General features: G+C 41.4%; 18 protein-coding genes. 8 read left to right on the top strand and 10 right to left on the bottom strand.

Annotated elements, in window-relative coordinates:
* Positions 1-4 precede the first annotated feature (4 nt).
* The gene (locus tag ACQYAC_RS17030) at positions 5-220 is read left to right on the top strand and encodes a DUF1128 domain-containing protein (RefSeq protein WP_003214000.1); all 216 of its coding nucleotides are present in this window, start codon (positions 5-7) and stop codon (positions 218-220) included.
* Between the two features lie 102 nt (positions 221-322).
* Here the strand turns inward: ACQYAC_RS17030 and ACQYAC_RS17025 are convergent, their stop codons facing one another.
* Positions 323-841, bottom strand: a complete 519-nt coding sequence (locus ACQYAC_RS17025; protein WP_050944793.1) for a type 1 glutamine amidotransferase domain-containing protein — start codon at positions 839-841, stop codon at positions 323-325.
* A 254-nt stretch (positions 842-1,095) separates the two neighbouring features.
* On the opposite strand from ACQYAC_RS17025, the gene ACQYAC_RS17020 reads away from it, so the two are divergent.
* The gene (locus ACQYAC_RS17020) at positions 1,096-5,379 is read left to right on the top strand and encodes a multifunctional 2',3'-cyclic-nucleotide 2'-phosphodiesterase/3'-nucleotidase/5'-nucleotidase (RefSeq protein WP_429943747.1); all 4,284 of its coding nucleotides are present in this window, start codon (positions 1,096-1,098) and stop codon (positions 5,377-5,379) included.
* Between the two features lie 49 nt (positions 5,380-5,428).
* Here ACQYAC_RS17020 and ACQYAC_RS17015 read toward each other — a convergent pair whose 3' ends face one another.
* The 7 genes from ACQYAC_RS17015 to ACQYAC_RS16985 form a co-directional block, all read right to left on the bottom strand.
* Complete coding sequence (locus tag ACQYAC_RS17015; RefSeq protein ID WP_429943746.1) at positions 5,429-5,863, bottom strand: terpene synthase; 435 nt, start codon at positions 5,861-5,863, stop codon at positions 5,429-5,431.
* A 66-nt stretch (positions 5,864-5,929) separates the two neighbouring features.
* Positions 5,930-6,658, bottom strand: a complete 729-nt coding sequence (gene treR, locus ACQYAC_RS17010; protein ID WP_169057332.1) for a trehalose operon repressor — start codon at positions 6,656-6,658, stop codon at positions 5,930-5,932.
* Between the two features lie 19 nt (positions 6,659-6,677).
* Positions 6,678-8,378, bottom strand: a complete 1,701-nt coding sequence (gene treC, locus ACQYAC_RS17005; RefSeq protein WP_429943745.1) for an alpha,alpha-phosphotrehalase — start codon at positions 8,376-8,378, stop codon at positions 6,678-6,680.
* Positions 8,379-8,393: 15 nt separating this feature from the next.
* Positions 8,394-9,830 (bottom strand): PTS system trehalose-specific EIIBC component, encoded by a 1,437-nt coding sequence (treP, locus tag ACQYAC_RS17000; RefSeq protein ID WP_429943744.1) that lies wholly within the window; start codon positions 9,828-9,830, stop codon positions 8,394-8,396.
* Between the two features lie 164 nt (positions 9,831-9,994).
* The gene (locus tag ACQYAC_RS16995) at positions 9,995-10,381 is read right to left on the bottom strand and encodes a DUF1992 domain-containing protein (protein WP_058015720.1); all 387 of its coding nucleotides are present in this window, start codon (positions 10,379-10,381) and stop codon (positions 9,995-9,997) included.
* A gap of 131 nt (positions 10,382-10,512) precedes the next feature.
* On the bottom strand, positions 10,513-12,237 hold the full coding sequence (locus tag ACQYAC_RS16990; protein WP_058015719.1) for a methyl-accepting chemotaxis protein: 1,725 nt from the start codon (positions 12,235-12,237) through the stop codon (positions 10,513-10,515).
* A gap of 31 nt (positions 12,238-12,268) precedes the next feature.
* A complete protein-coding gene (locus ACQYAC_RS16985) occupies positions 12,269-13,927 on the bottom strand; it encodes a pyridoxal phosphate-dependent decarboxylase family protein (RefSeq protein ID WP_180309400.1) in 1,659 nt (552 codons plus the stop codon).
* Positions 13,928-14,506: 579 nt separating this feature from the next.
* On the opposite strand from ACQYAC_RS16985, the gene ACQYAC_RS16980 reads away from it, so the two are divergent.
* Both ACQYAC_RS16980 and ACQYAC_RS16975 read left to right on the top strand, forming a co-directional pair.
* Positions 14,507-16,486 carry an LTA synthase family protein gene (locus ACQYAC_RS16980; RefSeq protein WP_429943743.1) on the top strand — a complete coding sequence of 660 codons (1,980 nt, stop codon included), beginning with the start codon at positions 14,507-14,509 and terminating at the stop codon, positions 16,484-16,486.
* Between the two features lie 100 nt (positions 16,487-16,586).
* Entirely contained in the window at positions 16,587-17,174 is a 588-nt protein-coding gene (locus ACQYAC_RS16975) for a YjgB family protein (RefSeq protein WP_058015716.1), read from the top strand.
* Positions 17,175-17,219: 45 nt separating this feature from the next.
* Here ACQYAC_RS16975 and ACQYAC_RS16970 read toward each other — a convergent pair whose 3' ends face one another.
* Complete coding sequence (locus ACQYAC_RS16970; protein ID WP_268498255.1) at positions 17,220-17,723, bottom strand: DoxX family protein; 504 nt, start codon at positions 17,721-17,723, stop codon at positions 17,220-17,222.
* A gap of 194 nt (positions 17,724-17,917) precedes the next feature.
* On the opposite strand from ACQYAC_RS16970, the gene ACQYAC_RS16965 reads away from it, so the two are divergent.
* Positions 17,918-18,676, top strand: a complete 759-nt coding sequence (locus tag ACQYAC_RS16965; protein ID WP_268498253.1) for a DUF817 domain-containing protein — start codon at positions 17,918-17,920, stop codon at positions 18,674-18,676.
* A gap of 18 nt (positions 18,677-18,694) precedes the next feature.
* Here the strand turns inward: ACQYAC_RS16965 and nagE are convergent, their stop codons facing one another.
* Complete coding sequence (nagE, locus tag ACQYAC_RS16960; RefSeq protein WP_058015713.1) at positions 18,695-20,059, bottom strand: N-acetylglucosamine-specific PTS transporter subunit IIBC; 1,365 nt, start codon at positions 20,057-20,059, stop codon at positions 18,695-18,697.
* A gap of 193 nt (positions 20,060-20,252) precedes the next feature.
* Between nagE and map the strand changes: the two genes are divergently transcribed.
* From map to ACQYAC_RS16945, 3 genes are all read left to right on the top strand, one after another.
* A complete protein-coding gene (map, locus tag ACQYAC_RS16955; protein WP_008341769.1) occupies positions 20,253-21,002 on the top strand; it encodes a type I methionyl aminopeptidase in 750 nt (249 codons plus the stop codon).
* 122 nt (positions 21,003-21,124) lie between these two features.
* Entirely contained in the window at positions 21,125-21,286 is a 162-nt protein-coding gene (locus tag ACQYAC_RS16950; RefSeq protein WP_003214360.1) for a hypothetical protein, read from the top strand.
* A gap of 134 nt (positions 21,287-21,420) precedes the next feature.
* On the top strand, positions 21,421-21,558 hold the full coding sequence (locus ACQYAC_RS16945; protein WP_003214303.1) for a YflJ family protein: 138 nt from the start codon (positions 21,421-21,423) through the stop codon (positions 21,556-21,558).
* Positions 21,559-21,587: the final 29 nt, after the last annotated feature.

The raw sequence follows: 21,587 nt of genomic DNA, 5'->3' as shown, positions 1-21,587 counted from the left end.
GCCCTTGTCAGAGCAAAAAGCGGCTGAAGTCAATCAGCTGATTGAAGACATTTCGCAAAAGTTAAATATGCTGAACATTGGAGTCATCAAAGCAGAGGACTTCAGTCCAGACAAGTACGAAGATATTGAATTTCTTCACCAAATGGTGATGAAAAAATCTTCATTCAGCCCAAGTGAAATGCAAGCCATCGCAAGCGAGCTAAAAAACTTAAGAAAATAATGGTGAAAAAGGAAACTGTTTTTATGGTCTACACGCAGTTTTCTTACATCATGCACACAAAAAGCCAGCACCCCGCAAGGTGCTGGCTTTACAACTGCGGTTTTATTTCTCAAGCAGTTTTAATGATTCACGGTTAAAGGCTGGAATGTCATCAGGTGTACGGCTTGTCACAAGCTGATCCTGACAAACGACGACTTCTTCGTCTTTAAATTTAGCGCCTGCGTTTTCCATATCGACTTTGATGGATGTATAGCCAGTCGCGCCTCTTCCTTCAAGCGTCTTCGCTGTAATGAGCAATTGCGGTCCGTGACAGATCGCAAATACTGGTTTTTTCTCATCCATAAATGCTTTAGTGAATTGGACGTAACGATCATCTGCACGCAGAATATCTGGTGAGAAACCGCCTGGAATGAGAAGTGCATCGAAGTCTTCAGGCTTCACGTTGTCAATAGACGCATCCACTCTTACTTCTGCCTCTCCTTGCTTCCCTTTCACTGTTTTTCCTTTTTCATTTTCAATGACTGTCAACTCATGACCTGCATCTTTAAAGGCTTTTGCAGGCTCGGTGAATTCAACATCCTCAAAGTAATCTGTTAATACAACTGCAATTTTCTTACCCATGTAGAAACCCTCCTGCTTGATTATCGTTTACACTACACACTATACCCGGGCATGTTGAAATCAAACATCCTATCCCTATCAGAAAACCCCTTATGATAAAAATGAGCATTTAGACTCATTCACATTCCCTTAACAAGGTAATTCGTATGATTTATGTTATCTTTACAATAATCTTCAAAAAATAACTACAAAAGTTAACGAAACATTTCTACAATAGGTATTGTGGTCAAAAAAATTAGAAAGGCGGAGATCAGGTGAAGAAGCAAGCACATAGGTCTAAACGAAGGAAAAACCTGTCTATTCTGCTCACTTCCATTATGATGATTAGTCTCATTCTCCCAGCAGTACCTACTCATGCAGAAACAGAAAACGGCAAAGCCGTAAAGGTCAGTATCTTAGCCACAACCGATGTTCATGCGAACATGATGAATTATGATTATTACAGCGACAAAGAAACAAATGAATTTGGTTTGGCAAAAACAGCCGAGCTCATTGACAAGCACCGCTCACAAAACCCAAATACACTCCTTGTTGATAACGGAGACCTGATTCAAGGAACCCCTCTTGGAGAATACGTTTACAAAAATGAGAAAGACAGCATCATCAATCAAACAAAGGTTCACCCTATTATTCATACACTCAACAAACTAAAATACGATGCAGGAACACTTGGCAATCATGAATTTAACTACGGATTATCCTTCCTTGACGGTACCATTGCGGGCGCCAATTTCCCGATTGTTAATGCGAACGTCAAAAAGCTAAATGGAGAACACCGTTTTACACCTTATGTGATCCAAGATAAAACCTTTAAAGATGCAAGCGGAGCCTCACAAACTGTGAAGGTTGGTTACATAGGATTCGTTCCACCACAAATTATGACGTGGGATAAGAAGCATTTAGATGGACAAGTCCAAGTGCAGGACATCGTCGAATCTGCCAATGAAACCATTCCTGAAATGAAAGAGAAAGGCGCAGATGTCATAGTCGCTCTTGCTCATACAGGAATTGAAAAAACCGCTTCGCCTAAAGGATCAGAAAATATGATCTTTGACCTTGCCACGAAAACAAAAGGCATCGATGCCATTGTATCAGGCCACCAGCATGGCACATTCCCAAGCGCTGAATATAACGGCATCGACAAATTCAATGTCTCAAAAGGAACCATCAACGGCATCCCAGTCGTCATGTCAAAAAACTGGGGCAGCTACCTCGGAGTCATTGATTTAACACTAGAGCCTGATGGCAGCAACTGGAAGGTCACAGACGGAACAGGCAAGATCGAATCTGTTGCCGGAGTATCATCTCAAAACAGCACCGTAAAAGATGCCATTCAAACAACGCATCAAAACACACTTGATTACGTGAGAAAGCCTGTTGGCAAAACAGAAGCAGACATTAACAGCTTTTTCGCTCAAGTGATGGATGACCCTTCGATACAAATTGTGACAGATGCCCAAAAATGGTATGCACAAGAAAAAATGAAGGACACGTCATACAAAAACTTACCGATTTTATCTGCAGGCGCTCCGTTTAAAGCCGGCGGCCGAAACGGTGTGAATTATTATACGAATATCGCAAAAGGAGATTTAGCGATTAAGAATATCGGCGATCTCTACCTTTATGATAACACTGTGCAGATTGTGAAACTGAAAGGCAGTGAAGTGAAAGACTGGTTAGAAATGTCTGCCGGCCAGTTTAATCAGATCAAACCAAACGATGCAAAAGAACAGCCGATTTTAAACGAGGAATACCGCTCGTATAACTTTGATGTAATTGATGGCGTGACATACCAAGTCGATGTGACGCAGCCTGCTAAATACAGCACAACAGGCACACTTCTCAACGCCAATGCCAACCGCATTAAAAACCTGTCTTACAACGGGAAACCCGTCTCTGATAATCAAGAATTTTTAGTCGTAACAAATAACTATCGTGCTTCTGGCGGCGGAGGCTTCCCTCATCTGACGCAAGATAAAGTAGTGCTTGCCTCAGCAGATGAAAACCGCCAAGTACTGATGGATTATATTATCGAACAAAAAACGATCAACCCAAGTGCAGATCAAAACTGGTCGATTGCACCGATCAAAGGCGCAACCGTCACTTTTGAATCTTCTCTTTTAGCCAAACCGTTTGCTGAGAAATCAAGCAGCGTAGACTTTATTCGTAACGCAAGCACAGATGGTCTTGGTGTGTACAAGCTAGCCTTTAAAGACGATGGCACAACAGAACCGCCTTCATCAGACAACTGGAATTTAACAGTGATGCATACGAACGATACACACGCACACCTTGATGATGCGGCAAGACGCGCAACAAAGATCAAAGAAGTCCGTGCTGAAAGCAAGAACAACATTTTATTAGACGCTGGAGATGTCTTCTCTGGTGACCTGTACTTCACAAAGTGGCAAGGACTTGCCGATCTAAAATTGATGAACTTAATGAAATACGATGCCATGACGTTTGGTAATCATGAATTTGACAAAGGTCCTTCTGTACTCCGTCAATTCCTGACAGGTGATGCATCAGATGTCGATCCGAAAAACCGTCATCAATTTGAAAAGCCTCGATTCCCGGTCGTGTCATCAAACGTGGATGTCTCGAAGGAAAAACAATTGAGTGACTTAATGAAAAAACCAGCCTCATTTAAAGCTGGTGAGAAAAAAGAAGCCGGAATTTACCCTTACATCCTGCTCGATGTAAACGGTGAAAAGGTCGCCGTATTCGGTTTAACGACTGAAGACACAGCCATTACATCCAGCAGCGGCCCTAACATTCAATTTAAAGATGCGTACAAGAAAGCAAAAGAAACAGTCAACACCATTCAAACAGAAGAAAAAATCAATAAAATCATTGCGTTAACACACATTGGCTACAACCGTGATCTTGAGCTCGCTCAAAAAGTAGACGGAATTGATTTAATCATTGGCGGTCACACACACACACTTGTCGAAAAATTAAAGGTTATCAAGAAAAAAGAACCTACGATCGTCGCTCAAGTCAAAGATTACGGACAATTTTTAGGAAAAGTAGACGTGGCCTTTGACAAAAAAGGTGTCGTCCAGCCAAAAGAATCTTCTTTTGACCTAATCCCGATCGATGACTCTATCAAAGAAGATGCAGAGGCAAAAGCGATCCTTGATGGATACAAAGCAGATATTCAAGATTTAAAAATAGAAAAAGTCGGCCATACAGATGTCCTTTTAGATGGCCAGCGTGAGCATGTCCGTGCGAAGGAAACGAATCTTGGGAACTTTATTGCTGACGGCATGCTGCAGAAAGCGCAAGAATCTGCTGGAGCTGACCTTGCCATCACAAACGGCGGAGGTATTCGTGGAAGTATCGAAAAAGGTGATATCACTTTAGGTGATATTTTAACGGTGATGCCTTTCGGAAATACCCTTTATGTCGCAGATTTAAAAGGCAGTCAAATTAAAAAAGCACTCGAACAGGGGCTGTCAGGCATTGAAGAAGGCGGAGGCGCATTCCCTCATGTAGCTGGCATTGAATATACGTTTACACTCAGTAAACCAGCTGGCAGCAGACTAATTGATGTGAAACTGAAAGACCAAAAGGGTCAACTGACAGACATTGATGATGAGAAAACATACCGCGTAGCTACAAACGCATTTGTCGGCACAGGCGGCGACGGCTACAGCGTCTTTACAGAAGCCTCTCACGGCGAAGACTTAGGGTATGTCGACTATGAAATCTTCAAAGAGCAAATCGAAAAGGCAGATGGGAAGATTTCGCCTGTCATCGATCACAGGGTGAAAGAAGTGTTCCTTCCTCGCGTGAAAGGAAAAGGCGCTTATGACATTCAAGATGATGAGAAATTCCAAACGTATGTGCAGCATACAAACAAAGCATTGCTTTATTTAGACAAAGCAAGCAAAGCGAAAAACGTTCAATTGTCTCTATCAAAAGCACAAGTAGCCGAGCTGAAGAAAAGAGAGCAAGATCCAAACGTCACCATCTATCATGACAAAGTGGGACTCGCATTACCTCTCTCAAATTTGTCCGAGAAAAACGCAGATATCTGGATGACAAAAACGGATAAAGTGAAAAACGCATTAACGGATACGTATGATTTCCAAATCAAACAAGACAAGAAAAAGGTTTCGACCTTTAAAGACCCGGTCACACTATCCTTTACACTAGACGAGCCGCAAAAAGCGAAAAAACCTAGTGTGTATTATGTGGATCGCAAGAAAAATCGTTACACCAAAACAAGTAATGGATCATTTGAAAACGGAGTCGTATCAGGTCAAACTGAGCACTTCAGCGAATATACCGTCCTCAACCAAAGCGGGGCAGCTGGAACAACCCCAGATCAAACTGGCGGAGACGGCGGAACAACAGCACCAGGCGGAGGCACAGATCCAAACCAAGATGGAACCGGCCTCCCAGGCGGCACACTGCCGAATACAGCCACAATGATGTATACAGCTGTACTAATCGGTGTGCTCATGCTCGCTGCTGGCGGTATCCTTTATTACTACCAGCGCAAGCGCACAAGAAAAAATGTATCATCTTAAATGAAAAGGACAGAGCCTATGCTCTGTCCTCTTTTCTTGGAATAAGTTATTAATCTTGAGATAAATAGGTCCAATTGCGGTCGTCGAATTCTTTCACCTCATCTGACCCTATATGCCGAAGCATCCTATTAAAGAACATCATGTCGTTTTCATCATCGACATCATACAAATCCTCAATAACATAATCTCTTATCATAACATTCGTTAAGTTCGTATGATTTACAAAATCAGCAAAAAAACCTTTTACCATCGTTAAATCCTCTTCACTTAATTTTTCATCATTCATAATGGAAATATGAAAAACATTCAATATCGCTTGTATATCTTCCTCATCCATATCACATAATGGTTCTAGCTTTCTCTCTTCTTCCGTAAACGGTTTTCGCGTATCTTCAATGATGACATAACATAAAATCTGATGATCTTTCATCACGCTGAAAATTTCTAAATCCCGTAATTTTAATGGTCTATTTAATCTCATCATCTTTCCTCCTGAAAATGGTGATCTATTTGTCGTCTACTTTTCCCAAAACCTGAAAAAGGACAGAGCCTATGCTCTGTCCACTTTTTCTCTTCTTGCAAAATCGACGAATCTGAAGCGGTCTAATCGGTGACGGCTTTCTGTGTATTGAAATAAACTTGTATCCTCTAAGAACACGTAATTCTTCACGACAACGACATGGTCAAACCCGTTCAAATCAAGATACTTAGCGTCCTCTTCTGTACATGGCTCTACCACAAATTCCTTTTGGGCATAGCTAATTGATACACCGAGCTCTCCTTCAATATACTCGTAGATGGATCCTTCGCATATGTCTTTTGACAAGACCGACACATGCTTTTGCAAAAAGTAATCCTTGTCTAAAATCACTTCTTCTCCGCTAATATTACGAGATCGAATGACTTCCCAGACATCCTCCTGTCCACTTATTTTCAGCTGAGACTGAATATACTGATCCGGTTTGATTAAACCAAATTCGTGAACCGTCGTAACGGTCTTTCGGCCAAGCGTTTGGGAAAGTTCTTTAAAGCTGACAAGACCTGAGACTGGGAATTGCATTTTCTCTCGATTCAGTAAGACAGAGCCTTTGCCGCGGATTTTTTGGATATAGCCATTTTGCACAAGGATATTTAATGCCTTTCTTACCGTCTCACGGGATGTGTTATACATCAAGGACAGCTCATGCTCTGATGGCAGAATGCCTTTATCCTGCCATTCACCTTGTTCAATTCGTTTTGCGAGCTGATCATAAATCACTCGAAACTTATTCTCTTTCATTTTCCCTCCGCCCCATTTTCTAGCGTTTGGTTAAATGATAAACGATTGACTCATATGGACGCAACGTAAATCCCTTCATATCTGCCGGCACATCCTCATAATTGGATAACAGCACTTGCCCTTCCATCTCATCTACAGCCTGCACAAGCTCATCAGGAAGCGTAAAATCCGTCTCTCCTGCGTAAAAGTGATTGATCACAAGAAGCTTCTCCTCACCGCTTTCTCTCACATAAGCAAAAACCTTCGGATCATCTGCTAAGAGTAAGGTGAAGCTTCCATATGTGATCACGTCAAGTTCTTTACGCATCTTGCAAAGGGCTTGATAGTGGTAGAAAATGGACGTCTTGTCTTTTAATGAAGCTTCGACCGAAATGTCGTTATTGGCTGGCTCAATCCATGGTGTTCCTTTTGAGAAACCAGCGTTCTTTTCTGAGGTCCACTGCATCGGTGTTCTCGCATTATCTCTTGATTTGACCTGTAAAATGGCGAGCGCTTCTTCCTTTGATTTTCCTTTTTCAAGCATGGCTTCATACATATTGAGTGATTCAATATCGCGGTAAGACGAGATGTCCTCAAACTGAGGATTCTTCATGCCAATCTCTTCCCCTTGATAAATATATGGCGTCCCTTGCATGAGATGAATGGTGGTCGCCAGCATCTTCGCTGATTGCTGATGGTACGTTTCATCATCACCGTATCTTGAGACGATACGCGGCTGATCATGATTGCACCAGAAGAGCGCATTCCAGCCGCCGCCCTCATGCATTTTCGTCTGCCACTCAGATAGAATCGACTTCAATTCCTGAAAATCAAATGGTGCGAGTGCCCATTTTTCTCCGTTTGGATAATCGACCTTTAAATGATGAAAATTAAACGTCATATCCAGTTCTTGCCGATCCGGTCTTGTATACCGAATACAGTCTGCGATATTCGTTGAAGACATTTCTCCAACTGTCATGCTGTCATATTTCGAAAAAACCTCTTGGTTCATTTCGTGCAGAAACTCATGAATCCTTGGGCCATCCGTATAATACATTCGGCCGTCTCCTTGTACAGATTGTCCGGCGTCATCTAAAAAGCGTTGATCCTTTGAGATGTTGTTGATGACATCCAGCCTGAATCCATCAATTCCTTTTTCAAACCAAAAATGCATGATGTCGTATACTTGCCTGCGAACCTCATCCTTCTCCCAATTAAGATCCGCTTGGGTGACATCGTATAAATGAAGATAATACTCTCCTGTTTCTTCATCTAGCTCCCATGCTGGACCGCCAAATTTTGACTGCCAATCATTTGGCGGAGATCCGTCCGCTTTAGGCTCCTTCCAAATATAATAATCTCGATAAGGATTATCCTTTGACTCGCGAGATGCTTGAAACCACTCATGGAAAATGGATGTATGATTGACGGCTAAATCCATGATGACTCGTATGCCTCGATCATGGGCTTCTTTCAGCATGTGTTCAAAATCTGCCATTGTGCCATACATGTCATGGATTTTTGTATAATCACTAATATCATAGCCGTTGTCATGCTGCGGGGACTCATACATTGGCGTGAGCCAAATACAATCCGCCCCAAGCTGTTTGATATAATCGAGCTTTTTTGTCACCCCATTGATATCGCCTGTACCTGAGCCCGTTGTATCTAAAAAGCTCTTAGGGTAAATTTGGTAAACTACCGCTTTTTTCCACCACGGTTCGTTTGTTTGTTGTTTCAATTTCATCCACCACCACTAGTTAAGTTCTTGTGAAACATCTTTCTTCTTTTTCAGCTTTGCATACAAAAGGGTTCCGATGAATGGGACGATGAGAACAATGACCATCCCTATCGCAAATGCGCCCCAATATTTCGGGATAATAGAGAAGATTCCTGGAATGCCTCCAACACCAATTGAGCTTGCCAGCACCCCTTGAGAGGCGATAAACATACCAGCTAAACCAGAGCTAATGAGTGCGAAAATAAATGGGAATCGGTAGCGCAAGTTGACGCCAAACATCGCTGGCTCGGTAATTCCTAAGTAAGCGGAAATACTTGATGTGAGCGAGAGACCCTTTTGCTTTTCATCTTTCAATACAAACATCATCGCAAGTGCGGCTGATCCTTGTGCAATATTAGACAGTGCGAGCATTGGCCATAGAAACGTGCCATGCAGTTTTGAATTAATTAATTGAATATCAACAGCGAGGAACGTATGATGCATTCCTGTAATGACTAACGCCGCATACAAACCGCCATATAATAGACCGCCTAGTGCTGCGAACTGCTGGAATACAGCGACAAGTCCAGATGTTAACACGTTACCGATTGCAAATGTAATAGGTCCGATGACGATAAAGGATAAAAAGCCAATGACTAATAACGTAATCGGTGCAACCACTAATAACTGGATGCTTTCAGGTGTCCGTTTTGTGATAAACAATTCGAGCTTCGCTAATAAATACGAGGCAACGAGTATCGGAAGGACCTGTCCTTGATATCCTACCTTTTGCACTTCAAGTCCAAACAAATTCCAGACAGGAATCTCACCGGACTTTTCAGCCGCTCCATAGCCCCACGCATTTAATAAATCTGGGTGTACGAGCATGAGTCCAAGGACCATCCCTAAAAGCGGATTTCCCCCAAACCGCTTCACGGCTGACCAGCCGATTAATGCGGGCAGGAATGTGAAGGCAGTGCCTGCAATCAAGTTGATCATATTCGCTAAATCTGCCCATGCCGGATACACATCGACAATCGATTTTTGATCAAAGAAAATATCAGGAGCTGTTAAAATATTATTAATCCCCATTAATAAACCGGCGGTGACGATGGCAGGAAGAATCGGAATAAAAATATCCGCAAGCGTTTTCACAGCACGCTGCAACGGATTTAATTTTTGATCAGAGGCACGCTTCACGTCCTCTTTTGTGGCTTCTCCAATCCCTGTCTGTTTCACCATTTCGGCATATACCCGATTGACGACCCCTTGGCCGATCACCACTTGGTATTGACCGTTCGCTGAGAAAGATCCCTTCACTTCTTCTATTTGTTCAAGTGATTTCTCATCAACCTTTCCTTCATCCTTCAGTACAAAGCGCAGCCTTGTTACACAATGTGTCGCTTGATCAATATTTTCTTTGCCGCCGATAGCTTTCACAATCTGATCTGCTGCTGCCTGGTAATCAGCCATGCTATCCCCTCCGAGATCGTTTTTTATAAGAAAAAAGAACCAAAAAACTTGTATATACATGTTTGATCCTTATTTTATATTTGTATATACATGTAGTCAACAACAAAATGTAGCGCTTTCATAAAAAAAGCCCTCTCAATGTGCTCAGGAGAGGCTTCGTGTCATCATCTTTTTTTATGCTCCGTTAATTTTTCGTAGACCCTGTTTTTATAAAAGGAGGAGGCTGGACGGGCAAAAGTTTGGCGCTTAGATGTGAGTTCATCCAGTCGTTTTTGTTTTTCTTCACATATGAGAGAAAGCTTTTTTCTTTCCTCTCCGTCTATACTGGAGTGAAGCAGCTCTTTGACGGTCATGAGTTCTTTTTTCAATGCTGTTTCTTCCCCAGCAAAGCCAGCATTTTTCATCATCCGGTAGCCCATTCTTAGTTCTTCAGGCACATGAGCAGCGTCATCTTTAGGCAGAGGTTTGCCAAAGCCAGATAAACCATCAAAAGCCCCGTTATCCATCGCTTTTTTAATCCGTTCTTCTGATAATCTCTGTGCAAAATCCATGGCGTTCTCCTTTCGTCTGAAACAATTTGATTAAGCATAGCAAAAAAGCTGACTCTCTCACAAGAGTCAGCTTCAGCTACACTGAACATAAGACAAAGGGCTAAAATCAAAATCATTTTAGCCCTTTCTCGTTATTTATTGTCGATTTTGAAAGTAGAAACCATCTGTGCTAAGTCCTCTGACATATCAGATAGCTGTTCAATCGCACTTGAAATTTGCTGCATTCCAGCACTTTGCTGTTCTGTTGCTGCCGCTACTTCTTGAGAGCTAGCTGCATGTTCTTCCGATACAACAGAAATTTGCTCAATCGATGTAGAAATCGTTTGATATGCTTGCTCAACTTGCTTAATAGAAGCAAGCAAATTGTTCGTTCTTCTTGAAAACTGAGACACACCGTCGTAAATCAATGCGAAGTTTTGTGACGTGCCTTCCATTTGCTCACGTCCTTCTTCCACTGCTTTACTGCTTTCCTCTACGCTTTCAAGAACGCGCTGACTGTTTTCCTGTGTACCAATGACGAGGTCTGAAACGGTTTTAGCCGCATCCGCTGATTGCTCAGCTAACTTGCGCACCTCATCTGCCACAACAGCAAACCCTTTTCCTTCTTCTCCAACACGTGCCGCTTCAATTGAAGCATTCAGTGCAAGCAGATTCGTTTGGGCTGAAATGTCCGTAATAATCGAGATGACACTTTCAATCTCCGTTGAATGAGATTGTAATTCTTCTGCTGCCTGCTTTGAGTTGGTCATCTTATCATGTAGCATATTCAGATGATCAAGCACATGGTTGACTAATTTTTGACCAGATTCTGATTGCTCTTGTACGTCAGATGAAACAGATTTCATTTCATCAACTTCTTTGGTGACGCCTTCGATTTGAGTATCGATCTCAGCAACGGATGTCGTACAATCCGTAATATTTGCGACAGAATCATTGATTCCTTCACTCATATTCGTCATAGCTTCTGATACTTGCTGCGCACTTTGACTCGATTCGGTCGTCACCGTACGAAGCTGTGAAGACATTTTCGACACTTCACTAGATGAGTTTGAGATTTTCGAAATGAGCTCTTTAATCCGTCCCTGCATCTTTTGGAAGGATGCGGCAAGCTGGCCGATCTCGTCTTTACTTTCAACCTCTACCATACCAGTTAAATCACCGTCAGCAATTCGGTTCGCTGATTCCATCAATGAACGTGCTGGTTTCGCAATTCTTCTTCCCATAAAGAATGAGAAGAGTAAACCACCGATGAGCACAATGGCAGATGCCACTGTAATATAGATCGTCAGCTTCTTCGTTGTTTCAGGCACGACAGATGCATCTAAATCAATCCCTAAAATCCCTGTCAGCTCACCGCCTGAATCCTTTATTGGCAAGAAGACTGATTTATGTGTTCCAAATGAGTCTTTGTAAATATCACTTTTGACCATTTTATCTTCAGAGAGCGCTTGTTTCATCTCATCTGAAAAGACATAATCTTGATCAAAATCATTTTCTTCTCCGGTTAAGATAATTATTCTTTCTTTGCCGCCTTTATTAGAAAGCACATATAAGTTCTCAAGCGTATGATCTTCTTGAAGCTCTGTGAATTTCTTTTTGACCTCCACATAAAGGGGATCATCTTTCCCGCTAACACCAAGGACGTTTCCATCCACATTATCAATCTCTTTCTTCGCTGTATCAATATCTGTTGTTAATCGATAATCAAATTGCTTTAATAACTGGGATGATAAATCCTGACTTACTAGATAAAATGTTAGAACGAATAGTGCAACGGTTGCTAGTAATGTTACGACAACGACTGACATGATTTTAGAGGATATCGTGTATCCTCCAAATTTCCTTTGTTTCGCCATTTTTTCCTACATCTCCACTCTCAGATTTGATTTAAGCATGTACATGTTCAAATTGTCCACAAACAGATGCGATCACATCTTTTAAATAAGATACGATATGTGGGATATGCTCTGGTAACGTATAAGGTGAGATGACAAAAAACTTACTAACACTTAGATAGAATTCTTGTCCTTCTTTTGCATTTACAAGTAAAAACTTCGTTGTATCCCCAAAGAACATTTCGTCTCGTTTCTCTCCAAGCTTTTCAAACAGCATTTTGTTCAATTCATTGTTCCGCTCAATTTCCATTGCCGTCGCTTCGCCTGAAATTTCTTCTTGAAAGCGCGGTGAGCCATCTAGGTAAATTCTAAATAATGTAGCCATTCCGACGTTGTCATCATTCACGACTTCTGCTTGCGGAATTTCTTGACTGAGTGCTTCTCTGAAGGCAAGGTTCACCTCTAAGAATTGACCGAGCAAGCGCTGGTAGCCTTCAATCCCAAACGTTAACAGCACACTCAGCATACTAATTGAGCTTCCCATTCTTGAGCATTCCAGTGTATAACCCGTATGGTATTCGCCGTAGCCTCTATGACCAACGTATGGTGTCTCTTGTTCTTCCAGATCTAAACGCTTTAGGTCTGCTGCGTTTTTCACTAAGAATAAACTAGATGTGTAAGGTGTTTGGCCGAGCTTTTGAAAGTCAAAGCACATCGTGTCAGCAAGAGAAAGATGCTGGAATTTCGCTTTGATTTCTTTTAGCATACGAAGAACACCGTCTGTGAATTGCAGCGGGTTTTCAGCTAGATCATACTCATTAAAGAAAGCAAAGAATCCGCCGAGCGCTGAATCCGCATGAATATGCGGCACCTTTAGACCATACTCCTCAGCAATGGCTTCTGCTGTTTCACGTACCCCTTTTACATCATCAATTGCAATGGCATCTGTTGTTCCGGTTGTTGCGACAATATAAACGGGAATTCCGCCATTTTGTGCAACACGTTCCATTTGACAACGCAAATCTTCCATATCCATCGAATGATCTTTATTCGTCTTAATTCTGATCAAGTTGTCTGTGCCTAGTCCTGTTGCTTCCATTGACTTAAATAAGCTGTAATGTGCCGCATCAGAACAAAACGCATAAAGGTTTTGCGGAACTCCTTTTCGCAGTGACTCGGGCGCAACTTTTGCAATCGCTAAACGCAGTCCTGAGAAAATGGCTCCTTGACCTCCCCATGTTGTATATCCCCCGCTCACACTTGGATCATATCCGATGAGCTTAGACATCATTGAGACCACTCTGACCTCAGCTTCCGCTCCTGCTGGTCCATACACATCCCATAGGTTGTTTCCATTTACCAGCATCGCCGTTAGCATGCCTAGAATTCCTGGTGTACTTGCCATCGGCAAAATGTTCGTGAAGAAATACTTTGTGTGGTAAGGATGGTTATGTAAAAGCTTCAGTAATTCTTCATTCACAAGTTCCGCTTGTTGGCCGTTCACCGGAATTTGACTTGTTTCAGTGAGCTTTTGATAAAAATCCTCCTCACGATTCTTTTCACCCTTTAGGTGAGCACGGTTCGGATCTTTCAGGTGATCGACCCCTGAAACAATCTGCTCCATCAATTTGATGAGTTCTTTACGCTCTGCTGCATTTCCGTCCTCACTCGGAAACCAGTTCTGAACGAGGTTGTTTGCTCGTACAGTCATATACTATCAATCCTTTCAATGGAAGATTTCCTGTCAAAGTCTATATCGACCCCATTTCAAAAGTTTATAGTCTCGAAATGTTCACTTAAGTATATTTAGATAATTTGTTCATTCATCAAAATAAATAAAACCCTTACAAAACACATCAAAACCATGATGTCGATGAAACAAAAAAATATATTGATATATCTAAGAGCAGGAAATTTCATCCATACCTTTCCTCCGTTCTTCTTCTCATTTTTTTTACTTAACCTGCATAAACATTAAGAAACACTGGAAATACTCTCTAAATGATCATTGTAGAAACTAAATTAATTCTTTAGACTCGTGCCTTTTTACCTGCTTTATTGATATAGCAACTGGAAAATTGCTGAATTTTCTGTTAATAATAGGATGAATTTCACAAAAAGTTTTTCGAAGAGCGAAAATTTTCGTTTTCTCCCCTTTTATGGCGGGGACGAGCTGCTAGACACTCTTCGCCGGTTATCACTTTTCTATTTGATCATTTCATGGTATATTCTAATGGTTCGTTTTCTTTCGTTCCGCCTCTTCCGTGTATCGGAGAAAAGGAGTGTTTTTATGAAAACATTTATTCAAAAACGAGGCCTCGGCTTCTTTGTTATTGCAGCCATCTTACTTTGGCTCAAAACGTATTCAGCCTATTTAATTGAATTTAAACTTGGTATATCAAATGTGCTTCAGCATATTTTGCTTTTCGTGAATCCTATTAGCTCCAGCTTGTTCTTTCTTGGCTTTGCTTTATTGTTCAAGAAAAAATGGCAGCCTGCCGCTATCATTGTGATTCATTTTTTCATGTCTTTTTTACTATACGCAAACATCGTGTACTATCGATTCTTCAATGACTTTATCACGCTGCCTACCGTGATGCAGGCAGGAACGAATGGCGGACAATTAGGTGATAGTGCATTTTCACTCATGCGTTGGACTGATATGTTTTACTTTATGGATACCATCATTTTGATCGTACTCGCAGTCCGCATGAAAAAGCAGCAAACAAGTACAGCTACTGTACCTGTTCAAAAGTCAAAATCGTTTAGACTCGTCCTTGTGTCCTCTGTTGTCATCTTTGTAATGAACTTAGTCGCTGCAGAGATTGATCGTCCAGAGCTTTTATCAAGATCGTTTGACCGCAATTATTTAGTGAAATATTTAGGTGCTTATAACTTTACTGTGTTTGATGCCATTCAAAATGTGAAATCAAACAGCCAGCGTGCTCTGGCAAATTCAAATGACGTCACAGATGTAGAGAACTATTTAAAAGCGAACAGCGCTGATCCTAACCCGGCTTATTACGGGAAAGCGAAGGGCATGAACGTGATTACGATTTCTCTTGAATCTCTGCAAAACTTTGTCATTGATTACAAAGTAAACGGAAAAGAAGTGACGCCTTTCCTTAATTCATTGGCACACGACAACAAAACGTTTTACTTTGATAACTTCTTCCATCAAACAGGACAAGGAAAGACGTCTGATGCTGAATTTATGATGGATACTGGGCTATTCCCATTATCACAAGGCTCTGTTTTTATTAACAAAGCGCAAAACACGTATCAAGCCATTCCTGGCATCCTGAAGAAGGATCAGTACACGTCAGCAGAATTCCACGGCAATACGAAAACCTTCTGGAACCGTAATGAAATGTTTAAGTCATTTGGATATGACAGATTTTACGATTCTGAGTACTACGATATGAATGAGCAAGATACGAAGAACTATGGGCTGAAAGACAAACCATTCTTCAAAGAATCTATGCCAATGCTTGAAAACTTAAAGCAGCCGTTTTATTCGAAATTCATTACGTTATCGAACCATTTCCCATTTGGAATGGATGAAGGGGATACCGATTTCGAACCTGGCGACTTCGGAGACTCTGTCGTCGACAACTATTTCCAATCGGCTCATTATTTAGATGAAGCCATCGAACAGTTCTTCAACGACCTGAAAAAATCTGGTCTCTATGACAATACAGTCGTCATTATGTACGGAGACCATTACGGCATTTCTGAAAACCACAATGAAGCGATGGAAAAAGTGACAGGACAAAAAATCGGAGATTATGAAAATGCGCAGCTCATGCGTGTACCGCTCTTTATTCATGTACCAGGAGTAAAAGGCGGACAGATTCATAAATACTCTGGTGAAGTCGATGTCGCACCAACCCTTCTGCACCTGCTTGGCGATGATACGAAGAACTATTTAATGTCTGGTTCTGATATCTTATCGAAAAATTTCAAGGAGCTAGTGCCATTTAGAAATGGTGACTTCGTCTCTAAGGATTACACAAAAGTAGGCAATAACTATTACAGCAACAAAACAGGCGAGAAAATCGAGCCGACTGATAAGGCATCACAAGAAAATGAAACGGTGAAAAAGATGCTTGAGACATCTGATAAGATTGTCACCGAAGATTTACTCCGTTTCTACAAGCCTAAAGGCTTTACACCGATTGACCGCAATCAATATGACTATACAAAGAAAGTACAGGATGAAGAAGATTCCTCTTCCGCCAAAGATGAATCCAGCTCTTCATCAAAATAACTTTCTCATTTTAAGAACCAGCCGATCCCTGATCAGCTGGTTCTTTTCACGTTTGACTGCTATTGCACCGGGTATAGAAAGAAGAAGGAGGGATTTTATCATGAAGAAAACAACCGCTTTTGTTATGACTGCTTCACTCGCTACGTCCGCCCTCATTGGATTCAGTCCTGCAGTCTCAGCACACGCTATGACCAAAACAGCAGTCGAACAATCCGTTCCTCAAGGTCCGAATACCGCTTTAAACAACATTTATGAACTGGCACATAAAGGACAAATGCCGTATTATGCAAAAGGTCTTAAAATTGGTGTTCAAACAAAGAAGGCTGTCCATCATAAACTAGGAAATCCATATCCAGAAACAGGTCAAAGCAGCTTTGATTTGTATCATGCTGAAATGGGGAATCCGGGATTTGCTTTTCATTATGATGCAAAAGGCAAAATTGACGAAATCCGTTATTTCGGAACAAATGTAGAAAAAGAAACGAATATCGGCGGAATGACCCCTTCCCTATTAAAGAAACAACTTGGACAAGCGGATTCGGTCAGCACCATTCCACAGACAAAAGAGAAAAAATACGTGTATCGTACTGGAGATTATGAGCTGGAATTTATCGTCGGCCATGACCCAGATATAAATCAGCAGAAGCTCACCGTCCTGCATATTAACCTGGTGAAAGCTGATGCCTAAATAAAAAAAGCATCCTGAGCAGAAGCTGAGGATGCTTTTTCTTTATTATGAAGCCACTTCTAAATGCGGCTTTCTTTTCATTTTTCGTTTCAAGACTGGACCTGCGACATAATCAAGTCCAAATTTGCCAGCATTTCCTTTCGCAGCCATGATGACGATAGCAATGACTAGAAGAAGCGGGTTGACAGAGACGGTACCAGCTAGTAAGAAAGAGACATTCATCATGCTTCCGAAAAAGGCTGCCGTTGTTGTGAATAATCCAACAATTAATCCTAGACCTACTAAAATTTCTCCCCACATGACCATGGCACTGAATAGTCCAGCATTCGGCAAAGCGACATTTTCTAAAAACCATACATAGAACGGATACACGAGATGTCCATCTTTGACAACAGGTTCAGCTATCGCAAATTGTAAATATCCTGATGCATCGAATCCGCCTGTTAGTTTTCCTATACCAGATGTGAGCCAAGTCCAACCGATATAAAGTCTTGCTGCCAAAAGGATAATCGCTGCCCATACATTCGTTTGTAAGAATTTTGTAAACATGATGATGCCTCCCTTTAATTTATGTGAATTTCTTCACATTTTCTTTATGATCTTATTATACTACGTTAAAACTAATTTGTGATCTTTTTCACATATGTATTCACAAATTGTTCATGAATATCTAGTTGAGGTAACTTTTCCCTTGCTAAATCCGTCTTAGTCATTTCAGACAAAGAAAAGAGGTTTCATTTTGTATGAAAACATTATTCCATTTTGCTTACTTACAGGCGGTGTCGTGTCTATTCCCCGTCATGATCTTTGCGGCGCTTGCTCTATCAAAGATGGTGACGATTCCTTATCTACACCGGTATGATTTCATTCTATTGCTTTGCCTTCTTGCCCAAATTCTCATGCTGACGCTTCGGCTGGAGACATTGAATGAATTGACGGTGATCTGTCTATTTCACCTGATAGGTATTGGCTTAGAAATGTATAAAGTTCATATGGGTTCTTGGTCCTATCCTGAAGAGGCTTATACGAAGGTCTTTGGGGTTCCGCTCTATAGCGGATTTATGTATGCAAGTGTAGCAAGCTATATTTATCAGGCACTGTCCCGGCTTCGCGTGCAGGTTAGCTCATGGCCTCATCCGTTTCTTTCGATCGGGATCAGTTTGTGTATTTATCTCAATTTTTTTACGCATCATTGGTTCTATGACCTGAGATGGTGGCTGACATTACTGCTTGTTGTCGTATTTCGAAAAACGTCCGTCTCATTTCAGGTTGGTTCTTCTACCTTTCGAATGCCGCTTGTCGTCTCATTCTTGCTGATTGGTTTCTTTATTTGGATTGCCGAAAATGTCACCACCTTTTTAGGGGCATGGCAATATCCAAATCAACAGCACGCTTGGTCTCTCGTCCATCTTGGAAAAATCAGTTCTTGGTTTTTACTTGTTGTCATCAGTATTGTGCTCGTCATCGAACAGCGCAAACAAAAAAACGTTCAGCCCATTTGACCTGGCTGAACGCTTTTTTTAATCCCGATCGACTTCCTTGCGAAGATCATCTGCGACAAATTCTACATTCGTTCCGATGATGATTTGTACGGAGTTTTTTCCTGAAGTCAGTACCCCTTTGGCACCTGCTTTTTTCAAAGTACTTTCATTTAATAATTGTGTATCTTCTACTGTTAAACGCAGGCGGGTCGCACAATGATCAATCGTAGTGATATTGTCTTTGCCGCCAAGTCCCTCTAGAAGAATACTTGCCCCTTCTGTCTTCGTATCATCGGCTGCAATATCTTCAATCTCATCATCTTCCCTGCCCGGTGTTTTAAGCTTTAACAGTTTAATGAGGAAATAGAAAACAACAAAGTACAAAATGCCATAAAGCACCCCAACGCCAAGCAGCATGAGTGGTTTTTGTGCAATGCCAAAGCTTAAAACATAATCAATCGCTCCTGCTGAAAAAGCGAAGCCGCTATGAATCCCGAGAATGTTCACAATAAAGAGCGAGAGACCCGTTAGTACAGCATGGACACCATATAAGAGTGGAGATAAAAACATAAATGAGAATTCAATAGGTTCAGTGATTCCTGTAATAAATGACGTCAGCGCCATCCCAATCATCAAACCAGCCGTTGCTTTTCGCTTTTCTGGCTTTGCGGTCACAATCATGGCTAGACATGCTGCTGGCAGACCGAACATCATCACTGGGAAGAAACCAGTCATAAAGACACCCGCGCTTGGATCTCCTTTAAAGAATCTCGCTAGATCTCCTGTTGCCCCGCTGAATTCCCCGAATTGAAACCAAAATAAGTTATTCAGCACATGATGAAGCCCTAATGGAATGAGCAAACGGTTAAAGAAACCAAACAGCCCTGCACCCGTTGCACCAAGACTTAAAATCCATTCTCCTAAACCATTGATCCCGCTTTGAATCGGAGGCCATACAAATCCGAAAACGGCTGCTAATAAAATGGTGAAAAGTGCGGTCATAATCGGCACAAGCCGTCTTCCGCTAAAGAAACCTAAGTATTCTGGCAGCTTCGTATCCTTGAAGCGATTGTACACATAACCTGCCAATAGCCCGCATAAAATACCGCCCAATACCCCCATATTGTTCGTTGAATTAATCGACGTTGTACCAGCTGATAAAATAAAATAAGAGATCGCACCTGATAATGCCGCTGCCCCGTTACCATCCTTTGCGATGCCGATCGCTATCCCCATTGCAAAAATTAAAGCCAAGTTTGCAAAAATGGCATTTCCAGCCGCATGAATAAACGGGATATCGAATACATCCTCCCGCCCAATAGCCAAAATAATCCCTGCTGCTGGAAGTACAGCGATTGGAAGCATAAAAGATTTGCCTAGCTTTTGAAAAAACTGAAACACCATCTGCCTTCTCCCCCTTTGTCATCATCATGACCTAATCGTTTCGTCCATGATGCTCATAAAAAATATATCATATACACATCTAGTTATCTATACCAATTTGTCCACATTCGTTTGAATTCCGCTCTTTACTCTTTTTGCGTAAAATGTGGTAAGCTATTGAATAGAATGAAGTTATAGAAAGCGGGAATGAACAGTGATTGTCAAACATGATCATGAGTTAGAAGCCTTAAAAAAAGTCGGCCGAATTGTCGCTTTGGCAAGAGAAGAAATGAAAAGCCAAGCGAAACCAGGCATGTCTACAAAGGAACTAGATTTGATTGGGAAAAAAATATTAGAGGAACATGGAGCCAATTCAGCACCTGAAAAGGAATATGACTTCCCTGGGACGACTTGTATCAGCGTGAACGATGAAGTTGCTCACGGTATTCCAAGTGAAAAAACCATTTTACAAGAGGGTGACCTCATTAATATTGATATCTCAGCAGAGCTGGACGGCTATTATTCCGATACCGGTATTTCATTCGTATTAGGTACAGGTGATGCTCGCCTTGAGGCATTATGCCAGTGTGCAGAGGATGCATTCCTCGAAGGATTAAAGCATGCAAAAGCTGGTAAGAGACAAAACCAAATTGGCCGTGCAGTCTACAATACAGCAAAAGAACAAGGATTTACTGTCATTAAAAATCTGACAGGACATGGCATTGGGAAAAGTCTACACGAGGCACCTAACCATATATTGAATTATTATGATCCATTCGATAATGCTTTGTTTAAGAATGGCACCGTGATCGCCTTTGAACCTTTTATTTCAACAAATGCTGAATCGATTTATCAGGCTGATGATGGCTGGACATTTAAAACACCAGATAAAAGCCTAGTCGCACAAATTGAACATACCATTGTGATCACAAAAGACGAACCGATTATATTAACGAAGCTGTAAGCAAGCTGCCCCCTTCTTCATTGGAGGGGGTTTTTTCGTTTCCCTTTCACGAATCTGTCACGACTAAACAAAAATGCCTGTGGTAAAATAGGCAAAGATATGCGAAAGGGGTCTTATTTGATATGTGGTTCATCATCATCGGCGTTATCTTTTTGATTGAAAGTATTATCTTAACGGTTGTAGGTATTAAGAAAAAACAATCCATGATGACTTACCTTGGTATTGTCATCATGATTATGACGGTCGGCATGATCATCGTTACCCTCAACCCGCCAAATTCATAAATGTTTATTTCCAGCATATACATGGATCATAGGAAGATAGAATCAGTTTTCATTTATTCATACCTGCACACTTTTCACGTCCTTTTTTGAGATGTTACAATGCAGGCAGTTTCAATTGAAAGGAGTTTTCTATCATGCATTATGGTAGCAAAGGCTGGTATGTCGAAGAATTAAAGAAGCTTGGTGTGACCAAGCATGAAGGAAGAAAGCTTCAAAGCTTAAAAACATATTTCCTTGCAAATCTTCTTGAGCAAAAGAAACCTAGCTCATAAGCGCTTAAAAGCCGTACATCTTAAGCAGA

It is taken from the genome of Bacillus sp. MM09(2025) (assembly GCF_050496725.1).
Lineage (GTDB): Bacteria > Bacillota > Bacilli > Bacillales > Bacillaceae > Bacillus > Bacillus pumilus.
The sequence above is the reverse complement of the archived record's forward strand: the minus strand, read 5'-3'. Positions and strand labels throughout refer to the sequence as shown.

Coding starts and splice junctions, on each gene's coding strand:
- ACQYAC_RS17025 (WP_050944793.1), bottom strand. CDS start 841: ATGGGTAAGAAAATTGCAGTTGTATTAACAGATTACTTTGAGGATGTT.
- ACQYAC_RS17015 (WP_429943746.1), bottom strand. CDS start 5,863: ATGATGAGATTAAATAGACCATTAAAATTACGGGATTTAGAAATTTTC.
- treR (WP_169057332.1), bottom strand. CDS start 6,658: ATGAAAGAGAATAAGTTTCGAGTGATTTATGATCAGCTCGCAAAACGA.
- treP (WP_429943744.1), bottom strand. CDS start 9,830: ATGGCTGATTACCAGGCAGCAGCAGATCAGATTGTGAAAGCTATCGGC.
- ACQYAC_RS16995 (WP_058015720.1), bottom strand. CDS start 10,381: ATGGATTTTGCACAGAGATTATCAGAAGAACGGATTAAAAAAGCGATG.
- ACQYAC_RS16990 (WP_058015719.1), bottom strand. CDS start 12,237: ATGGCGAAACAAAGGAAATTTGGAGGATACACGATATCCTCTAAAATC.
- ACQYAC_RS16985 (WP_180309400.1), bottom strand. CDS start 13,927: ATGACTGTACGAGCAAACAACCTCGTTCAGAACTGGTTTCCGAGTGAG.
- ACQYAC_RS16980 (WP_429943743.1), top strand. CDS start 14,507: ATGAAAACATTTATTCAAAAACGAGGCCTCGGCTTCTTTGTTATTGCA.
- ACQYAC_RS16975 (WP_058015716.1), top strand. CDS start 16,587: ATGAAGAAAACAACCGCTTTTGTTATGACTGCTTCACTCGCTACGTCC.
- ACQYAC_RS16970 (WP_268498255.1), bottom strand. CDS start 17,723: ATGTTTACAAAATTCTTACAAACGAATGTATGGGCAGCGATTATCCTT.
- ACQYAC_RS16965 (WP_268498253.1), top strand. CDS start 17,918: ATGAAAACATTATTCCATTTTGCTTACTTACAGGCGGTGTCGTGTCTA.
- nagE (WP_058015713.1), bottom strand. CDS start 20,059: ATGGTGTTTCAGTTTTTTCAAAAGCTAGGCAAATCTTTTATGCTTCCA.
- ACQYAC_RS16950 (WP_003214360.1), top strand. CDS start 21,125: ATGTGGTTCATCATCATCGGCGTTATCTTTTTGATTGAAAGTATTATC.
- ACQYAC_RS16945 (WP_003214303.1), top strand. CDS start 21,421: ATGCATTATGGTAGCAAAGGCTGGTATGTCGAAGAATTAAAGAAGCTT.